Raw genomic sequence first — 8,773 nt, 5'->3', positions numbered from 1 at the left:
CCGTTCCAGCCGCCCAGGAGCAAAATTTTGCTGCTCAGGTGCGGACCGGCCGCTTGTCCATCCTCAGCGCCCGAACTCGCCATTCGCTGCCGGTCAGCCCCTTCCGCCGCACGCAACGCAGGTTAAGCCGAGGCAGGTCGGCATCTTATCTAACGTTTGGACGATGACCTACTTCCGACCGCGCGCTTCCTCAGCTGCACCGGAGACCGCTTTCAATTTTATCCCAGCTCAGGCCGCATGGAGAAACGAACACGCTCAATCCCGTGCAGACTGCGAGGATCGGACTGGTAAACCGACAAGCCTGGATCTCTCGTCGCTATTTCACCCCGTTCAAGAGCAGCCAACATGCTCCTCATAGCATCATAACCAGCGCGCCAGCGCGCTTCGGCAGATTGGCTCGAGAAGTCGAATGCCTTGCCCGCCACCTCCTTCGCCTGATCCGCATAGGCGAGGCGCAGCACCGTTACGGGCGCTGCTTTCTCACCTTGGGCATCAAAGACCGCCTGCCAGGCGGCCAACGCGCGGCGGCTTTGCGTTGCGAACATGAGGTCCTGGCTCCGCTTTGCACTGTCGCCCAGCGTGCGAGGACGACCTCCAGACAGCGGCAGCAGATCCACGGCGATGCAAAGCAGCGGGCGGGACCGCTTTTCGGACAGGATGATATCGAGAGGCAGGTTGATTGAAATGCCCGCGTCTCCCAGCAGCCGCTCGCCGATTGCGACCGGCGGGAACAGTGGAATAAGCGCGGCGCTCGCGCGAATTTCGTCGCAGCCGATCCAACAGCTGCTTGTGTCGAATGCGACATCTTCGCCGGTCTGAATATCCACAGCTGTGACTGACAAGCGCGGAGAACCTTGATTGAGCCTATCAAAATTCACCAGCCGCCGCAGCGTGTCGGCGAGTGGACGCAGATCGTAGAGGCTCGCAGGCTCGTCATTGTTCAGAGGGTTAAACCAGGGGCCGTAGATATGGCGGGGCACGAAAAGCCCGGGATGTCCGCCGGCCAGCGTCAATGCGGTCGACCAGCTACGCCTCACCGTCTCAAAGATTGCAGGCAGGTCAACCGGTTCGGCGTCTCCGCGACATTTCCACAGCTCACGCAGTCGGCTGATCCGGTCGGACGCCTCGTTGCCGCAAATCACCGCCGCATTTACCGCGCCCGCAGACGCACCAGCAATCCACGAAGGCTCAAGCCCCTGCTCATGCAGCGCCTCATAGGCTCCAGCCTGATATGCGCCGAGCGCATTCCCGCCGCTGAGGACGAGCGCGACATCATAGGAACGGTCGTTCACCGCAGGCTGTCCGGAGCCATGCCTGGGTTCTGATGGTAAATGACGGGTGCCACAAGATCTCCTGCGCTGTAGCATCCCAAAACCGCTCGCAGGGTGCGGCGTTCCACGCTGCGATGCTGCTCGTCACCCCTTTTCGGTACAGCCTGGCGTTCCTACATCCTGCTCACCGAAACTGCCGGCACTTCCAGGAGCACATACATTGACCCGTTCGCTTCGGCGCTCGGCGCGCATTGCCGCGCAGTCCGCGCTCATGATGATCCTGATCTCCACTCCAACCCTTGCGCCGGCCGCCTCCGGCACGCCGCCGCGCCCGAAACTGGGTAGTGCCGAATATCGTCTGAGCTGGGGCGTGAAGGCAAGCCGCGCGACCGGCGTCTACCGCAAGGGCGCGACCGGAAAAGGCATAGTCGTCGCGATGATCGATACGGGCGTTGGCCCGGACGCCGCAGGGTTGTTCAGCGACCTCTCTCCTCATTCGATCGACCTGGTGCCCAACCGGCGGTTCGACACGGGCGACCGGCGGCATGGTGAGCAGACGGCTTCCCTGCTGGCTGCCCGCGTCGATGGCGCGGGAACATTCGGCATTGCTTATGAAGCGACGCTGTTGTCCATTCGTGCCGATCGTGACGGCTCTTGCCTTCGCACCTGCGCATTTGACCCGCCGCTTCTGGCCAAGGCGATCGACTATGCGCTGGATCATGGGGCAAGCGTTATCGGCATGCCGATGGCGTCCAGGCGGGCAATCCAGGCCATAGAACCGGCGCTGGAGCGCGCTGCGAAACGCGGCGTCGTCATCGTCGCTGCGGCTGGAAATGACGGAGACGACCAGCCCGTCTGGCCCGCCCGCTATGCCACCGACCCGCGTTTCGCTTCATCGATGCTGGTGTCGGGCGCAGCAACCCTCCAGGGCAGGATGGCGCCCTGGTCGAACAAGGCAGGCGCAACACGCAGCCGCTATGTCGTCGCTCCGGGTGAATATGTTGTTGTCGATTGTGGCGACCGATCCTGCAGCCTCGTCTCGGGGACGTCCTATTCGGTCGCTTACACCGCAGGCGCCATCGCGCTCCTGCTTAGCCGGGCTCCGCATTTGTCCGGGCCGCAGGCTGCCTCAATGCTGCTGCAAAGCGCAGATGATCTTGCCGAGCGCGGCCCTGATCACCTGACTGGCAGGGGGCGGCTCAACGTGGGCAGGGCAATACGCGCCGTGCAGGAGGCAAAGGGCTGAAGAGCACGCTTTGTGCGTCAAGTGATTTGGCTGGACTTCCTCGCAATGGCCTGGCCGGCAAGAATGAGGACGATGCCCGAGGCAAGGAACAGCCAGTCCCAAATCGACACGCCAAGCGCTTCAATGACATGGTGCAAATCCAGCAGATGGTGGTCGATCAATCCTTCGATAAGGTTGAACCATCCCCATCCTGCGAGCATGTAGCCGATCAGTCGCCAGCCCGGTGCGCTGGCGCCCCGCCTGCCATTTAGTGCCCGCCAGAGCAACGCCACCCCGATCAGCGTCGCCATCCACATAAGCGCGTGGAAAAGGCCATCGGCGAGCATATTGGCTTTCATGTTCATCATGCTGTCCATGGGAATGACCGCTGACAGCATGGCATGTGTCTGAAAAATCTGGTGCAGGACTATCCCGTCGAAAAATCCTCCGAGGCCAATGCCAAGCATGATTCCCGGAGGAGCAAGCGAGGGCAGGTCAGTCCTTCGATCGGTCATCCGCGTCTCCTGCGGCTCGCATCAGGCAAGTTCGCGCAAATGCTTCATATGCTCCAGATGCCGTTCGACGACTGGAGCGGTGGAAAGCGCGAATGAGCGCAACTGCGAATTGTCGCCACCCCCGGCGAAGTTGCGCATCAAGGTCACGGTTTCCTCATGGGCAAGCACCTGCTGATCCAGATATTGCTTGTCGAACCCATCGTCTGAGGCCTCCATCAGGTGCTGGATCATCCCTTGACGGCGGTTGTCCAGCTCAAGTGGGGGCGCAGTCACGCCTGCGGTCTCGCTCATCTCCAGCGCGGCCTGAAGCTGATGCGTGCTTGTCGTGTGATCGATGATCATCTGGCGGGCTGCCAGCCGCACGTCATCGCGTTGGGCTCGCTGCAGCGCGATCATCCCCGCGCGGATCTCGTAGCGATCCCCGATGGCGGCATTTTCGACAAACTGGTCAGCCGTCCTCGTGCTGGCTGCACTTGCCTGCCCCACCATGCCCCCGACCGCATCCGTCACCTTGTTGACGACCTGCTTCAGGCCGCCTGCTTCCTGTTCGTTGCTCATCATTCCACTCCTTCGGGAACATGGGAGCGCACGGCTTCCCAATAGGCGAACTGGTCATGGGGGCCCCGTTCACGGAGCGACTCGATCGGGTGAGGACCATCGGGTTCCAACCGATATTCATGGCCGAATTCCTCGCGGTGCCGGTCGATGACGATTTCCGTGGGCGATCCGCCTGCATTGACCTTACGCTGATATTCGAAATAGCGATGATCGGGACCAAGCGTCTTGATATCGACAAATTGCGCATCATAGCTGGTCCAGCTGATGGTGCGGTCAAGCACGTCGCGCAGATATTCCTTGTTGGGTTCGAAGGTCAGCGGCGCGGGCATGCCATTCGCGGGCAGGAAATCGGCGGGATCGACCTTTTCAATCTCCTTCATCTGTTCGCACGCAATGCGCAGATGCTCGATCTCCATGCCCAGATGCAGTTCCCAGATCGCCTTCAGTCGTGCGTCCGTTTCCGTGGACATCCACGACCAGTACATCCAGCACTCATTATATTCGTGCAGCACCCAGTTGGTCAGCCAAGTCATCGATGGATCGAGTATCGATTCATAGTGGGATACATGCTGCTCCTCGATCTGGGCGATCTCCAGATAGAGTGCGCGCGCAAGAGGATCGACGGGGCGGTTCCCCACATTCATATAATAGTTCATCGTCTGCTGCTCAGCGGCAACGATAGTGATGCCGTTCATGATCGACTGAATATCCGCGGCATGGATCGTCATGGGCCGCCGCAACTCATCATGCGGGTGCCGATGCTGAAAGATCGTCGGCCGCCCGGGCAGCATCTCGGTCAGGTCCTGCGTGATCTCCTCCGCCTTTCTGCCTTCCCCCATCAGATCCATGAGGTTGGCGTATCTGTAGAGATGATCGAAATCCTCCAGTAGCGCGAATTCATAGACCTTCTTGAGGTATGGATCGGGCTCGTGCCGCGCCAGCCACGCCGTCAGATCCACCGCGACCTGCTCGTAGCCGATGGTGTTCGCGATTGTGCTCTCATCGCCAGGGATCAGCCAGTTCACGACTTTTTGCTGCTGCTGTTCGACTCGCCTGACCACAGCGGCGACTTGCTTAAGGCCAATATCCATCGTCCGGCGCGCCATCTGATGGGAGTTGATGATGGCCTCAACTTCTATCCCGTTCATCGCAATCACGCGACAGCGTGTATAAGGATGCACGGCGCGCGTGTCATAGGGTTCGATGTTGAGTTCAGACCAGCTGCGGAATTGTTGTTCGAGCGGAATGCCACGCTCGGCCAAAGGATTAAAGCTCATAGAATTGCTCCCAAACGGATGCTCCGCCCTGAACATTGGCCGTGCTACCGAGTTCCGCCAAAATCCCGAACACTCTAACTCAGGTAAGCAGAACCGGCGGATCAGTCTCGGGATGATTGTTCTTCCGGAAAATCGGAACACTTGCGTCAACATGCGCGCCAAAACCAATATCAGCATTCATTCACCTAGGTTGGTTCGTCATCCAAAAGGACTTTCGACTTAACCGTTGTGAATTCACTGCTCCATCGGTGATGTTATCGCTGCCGAAGTGCCCAGGATCGCCCCATGAATGACGTAGAATATTATAGAAAGCGCCTCCAGAAAGAAGACCTCAGTGCGCGCGAGGCAGGGTCGCGGACTGCTGCAACTATATACCGGACGTTAGCTGCGCATTATGCGCACAGGATAATAACGCTGCTGATGGTAGAAGAGGATGAACCAGCACAAGGTGAGCATGCCAGCGCTTTCCGACGCGAGCGATTAAAATCGAATAAGGGAGGAAGCTAGATGGCCAAAAAGAGCGCAGTGAATAAGAACGAACGTCGCCGCAAGCTCGCCAAGAAATATGCGCCAAGATATGCGAAGCTGAAGGCGGCGGCGGATGATGAAAGTCTCAGCCCGGAAGAGCGCTTGATCGCACGGCTGAAAATGGCGGAAATCCCTCGTAACGGCAATCCTACGCGGATCAGGAACCGGTGCGAACTGACGGGGCGGCCGCGCGCCTATTACCGGAAATTCAGACTGGCTCGGGTGATGCTGAGGCATCTTGCCACGAGAGGGCAACTGCCAGGCGTGATCAAATCGAGTTGGTGACACGGACCATCCTTCTCCACTCTCAAGAGGAGGTGCTGTTGAACGCGGATGGCCACGCCTCAGCAGGATTCGGCATAAGCCGGCGTCCGCACATAGTCATCCTCGGCGGTGGTTTCGCCGGTCTCGCCTGCGCGCGCGAACTCGGCGGTGAACCGGTCCGCGTAACCCTGGTCGACCGCAACAACTATCATCTTTTCGTGCCCTTGCTCTATCAGGTGGCGACGGCCGCGCTCTCGCCTGCCGATATAGCGCAGCCCATCCGGCGCATCCTGCGCCGCCACGACAATATAGAGGTTGTGCTTGGCGAAGCCGTAGGCGTCGATCCACGATCGCGCCGCCTGTCGCTCGCGGACGGGTCATCGCTGCACTTCGACAGGCTGGTGATCGCAACCGGCAGCCAGTATAATTATTTTGCGCATCCGGAGTGGGAAGCGCTGGCGCCGGGCTTGCGCAGCATCGAGGATGCTCGCCTTCTTCGCAGCCGCATTCTGCGCGGTTTCGAGTTGGCAGAGCGGGAAGCCGATCCGACGCGACGGGCAGAACTGATGACCATCGTCATTGTCGGTGCGGGACCAACGGGCGTTGAAATGGCAGGAGCAATAGCGGAGCTTGCGCATTACACGCTTGCCCGCGACTTCCGGCATATCGATCCCGGCGCGGTGCGCATCCTGCTCGTGGAGGCGGGCAAGCAGATCCTGACGAGCTTTCCGGAGGAGCTGAGCGCCTACGCCCGGCGGCGGCTGGAAGCGATCGGGGTAGAAGTCATGTTGGGCCAGGCGCTCGAGAGCATTGATGACGATACGCTCGTCATCGCCGGACAAAAGCTGCGGGCGAGCACAATCATATGGGCGGCCGGGATCAAGGCGTCGCCGGTGGCGTCCTGGTTGCGGGCCGAATGCGACCGTAGCGGCCGGGTGCGGGTCGCCGGGGACTTTTCCGTGCCCGGCCATCCTGACATTCATGTGCTGGGCGACAGCGCCGCGTTAGATGACCCGGAAACAAGTCAGCCGCTCCCCGCACTGGCGCAGGTGGCGCAGCAACAGGGCCGCCATCTGGGCCAATCGCTCGCGCGCGAATACACCGGCCGGCCGTCACTCCCCCCCTTCCGCTTTCACGATCGTGGCAACACTGCGATCATCGGCCGCAATGCCGCAATTTTCGATTTCGGCAAGCGCCGCCTGAAGGGGCGGGTTGCCTGGTTGCTCTGGGCCATTGTCCATGTCTATCTGCTGGTTGGCTTCGAAAAGCGGCTGTTGGTCAGCATCCAATGGCTCTGGCGCTATTTCACCTATCAGCGCGGCGCCCGGCTGATCACGCAGCCATCACAAGGCCGGCCGGATCAAGCAAGGAGAAATGCGATGCCAACGAATGATGATGAACGGATGAAGCCGGGTGACGAGGCTCCGGCTGGAACTGAAGGCACTGGCGAAAATCTCTGTCCAACCTGTGGCGGTGACGGCAGACTGAATGGCCAGCCATGCCCCGGCTGCGAGGGGACAGGGAAGGTCATCGAGGGCATCGGCGGCGGCTGATCCCAGTTCTTCATCACAAGGCAAAAGGCGGTTAGCCGCTCCAGCCGGAGCGGCCCCGATGCCCTCAAGCCAGGCTGTGCTTGAGCGCGCTTGCCCGATCATGACCGGCGCGAACCGACTGATATGCCTGTTCAACGACCGAACGCGACGACGCATCCAGATCATTGTCGGACAGTGCCGCCTCGAACTTGCCCTTGATATAATCTTCGCCGCGTTCGACCTCCTCGACAACCGCCTTGTCATCCTTGCCGGTGATCGCCTGCTTGAGGTCCATAAAGCTGCGGTGGGCCGCTGCGAGCAAGCTGCTTTCATCTTCCGGATTTCCGCCTAGCCTGCGCACTTCGGCCTGGAGGCTGCTGGCAACCTGACTCCGTTCCTGCGCAAACTCGGCGAAGGTTGTCGCATATTGGGTGTTGGACGCATCCTCCGCCGCATCTCTGAAGCCCTTCACGCTGTCGAGCGTGGTCTTGATCAAACTGTTGAGGGTAGAGATGCTGTGATCGTTGCTCATCAACTGCTCCTTTTTTGCGGGTGTTGAATGGCTCCAGCGCTGCAAGCTGGTCCAAGTTCCATGCTCTCTGGGCGCCTAACTCCCGGCGCGCCAGCACGCCTTCCGCTCACGACGAAGAGCATTGAACCGGTCAGCAAATCGCGCCGACCATCATGCGTGAAGATGGACTGATCCAGGCTGGCGATGGTGCGGAATGCGGAAGAGAACAGGCAACCGAAGGGAATGACTCTGGTTCGTCTCACACCATCATCGCCGACCTTGAGGAACCAAGATGAAGTCCCTTGCCCAACAGACCGAGCAGGATATGAGCGGCGCGGCAAGCGTCCTTAGTCGACAGAAGCGCGACCATGAGCGGTTGGACAGGCTGCTCAACCGGCTTGGCGCCGCGCCAGCCGATCAGCAGGCACCTTTATTGATGCGTGTCTATCGCCTCGTTTTCCCGCACGCATTCGCCGAGGAGGCTGTGCTGTGGCCAACACTAAGACGGGTGCTGCCCGATGGAGAGCTGCTGACACTGAGGGTGGAGCAGGAACATCAGCAGATCAATGAGCTTGTTGCAGAGCTGGATGGAACAGCGCCGGATTCTTCCGATCGCGCGCAGCTGCTCGAGCGGATCGTCGCATTGCTGCGGCAGGATGTGCGGGATGAAGAGGATCGGCTCCTTCCAAGATTGCAGGACGCGGTCTCGCCTGCGCAACTACGCCGGCTCGGCTGGGCTTGGGAAGCAGTGCGACGCATCGCTCCGACCCGAGCGCATCCGATCGTTTCCCGCCGCCCACCAGGCAATGTCCTGGCCGCCCTGCCACTCTCGCTGCTGGACCGCAGTCGCGATGGCATCGACGCGCTTCTCCATCGCGGCGCGGGTCCCGCGACCGAACCGCTCAGGGCGTTGAGTTCCGCACTCGCCTTCGCTTCTAACCTAGTTGAGCGGTTGCCAGGCATGCGAAAGGGAGAAGATCCAAGCACGAGCGTCTCCGACAAGCATCTGCCCGGATGGCGCGCCGCCGCCGCAGCGACTGTAGTGGCTGGCGCAGTGCTTGCGGTGAGGTCAAGCCGAGGGCGCTGAACCGC

The 8,773-nt window shown here is 60.5% G+C and carries 9 protein-coding genes; 4 read left to right on the top strand and 5 right to left on the bottom strand.

What is annotated here, in order from left to right; genetic code table 11:
• Positions 1-218: 218 nt before the first annotated feature.
• Positions 219-1,292 carry a patatin-like phospholipase family protein gene (locus SPHS8_RS19130; protein ID WP_201516777.1) on the bottom strand — a complete coding sequence of 358 codons (1,074 nt, stop codon included), beginning with the start codon at positions 1,290-1,292 and terminating at the stop codon, positions 219-221.
• A gap of 199 nt (positions 1,293-1,491) precedes the next feature.
• On the opposite strand from SPHS8_RS19130, the gene SPHS8_RS19125 reads away from it, so the two are divergent.
• Positions 1,492-2,517 (top strand): S8 family peptidase, encoded by a 1,026-nt coding sequence (locus SPHS8_RS19125; protein WP_201516776.1) that lies wholly within the window; start codon positions 1,492-1,494, stop codon positions 2,515-2,517.
• 17 nt (positions 2,518-2,534) lie between these two features.
• Here the strand turns inward: SPHS8_RS19125 and SPHS8_RS19120 are convergent, their stop codons facing one another.
• From SPHS8_RS19120 to SPHS8_RS19110, 3 genes are read right to left on the bottom strand one after another with little or no spacing between them, the layout of a single operon-like run.
• Positions 2,535-3,011, bottom strand: coding sequence for a DUF2243 domain-containing protein (locus SPHS8_RS19120; RefSeq protein ID WP_201516775.1), 477 nt, complete (start codon positions 3,009-3,011; stop codon positions 2,535-2,537).
• A 21-nt stretch (positions 3,012-3,032) separates the two neighbouring features.
• A complete protein-coding gene (locus tag SPHS8_RS19115) occupies positions 3,033-3,572 on the bottom strand; it encodes a DUF4142 domain-containing protein (RefSeq protein WP_201531154.1) in 540 nt (179 codons plus the stop codon).
• Positions 3,569-4,846: a hypothetical protein gene (locus tag SPHS8_RS19110; RefSeq protein ID WP_201516773.1), complete on the bottom strand. Its 1,278-nt coding sequence runs from the start codon at positions 4,844-4,846 to the stop codon at positions 3,569-3,571. Before SPHS8_RS19110 ends, SPHS8_RS19115 begins: the two co-directional genes overlap by 4 nt.
• Positions 4,847-5,353: 507 nt before the next feature.
• Between SPHS8_RS19110 and rpsN the strand changes: the two genes are divergently transcribed.
• Together rpsN and SPHS8_RS19100 are read left to right on the top strand one after the other, a co-directional pair.
• Positions 5,354-5,659, top strand: coding sequence for a 30S ribosomal protein S14 (gene rpsN / locus SPHS8_RS19105; RefSeq protein ID WP_201516772.1), 306 nt, complete (start codon positions 5,354-5,356; stop codon positions 5,657-5,659).
• 38 nt (positions 5,660-5,697) lie between these two features.
• Positions 5,698-7,191, top strand: a complete 1,494-nt coding sequence (locus SPHS8_RS19100; RefSeq protein WP_236575272.1) for an FAD-dependent oxidoreductase — start codon at positions 5,698-5,700, stop codon at positions 7,189-7,191.
• Between the two features lie 64 nt (positions 7,192-7,255).
• On the opposite strand, the gene SPHS8_RS19095 is transcribed toward SPHS8_RS19100, so the two are convergent.
• Complete coding sequence (locus SPHS8_RS19095) at positions 7,256-7,702, bottom strand: PA2169 family four-helix-bundle protein (RefSeq protein WP_236575271.1); 447 nt, start codon at positions 7,700-7,702, stop codon at positions 7,256-7,258.
• A gap of 271 nt (positions 7,703-7,973) precedes the next feature.
• Between SPHS8_RS19095 and SPHS8_RS19090 the strand changes: the two genes are divergently transcribed.
• Positions 7,974-8,768, top strand: a complete 795-nt coding sequence (locus tag SPHS8_RS19090) for a hemerythrin domain-containing protein (RefSeq protein ID WP_201516770.1) — start codon at positions 7,974-7,976, stop codon at positions 8,766-8,768.
• Positions 8,769-8,773: the final 5 nt, after the last annotated feature.

Origin of the sequence: Sphingobium sp. S6, from assembly GCF_905120495.1 — a bacterium.
Classification (GTDB): Bacteria; Pseudomonadota; Alphaproteobacteria; order Sphingomonadales; family Sphingomonadaceae; genus Sphingobium; species Sphingobium agri.
Note: the sequence above shows the minus strand (reverse complement) of the source record. Positions and strands in the feature narration are given on the sequence as shown.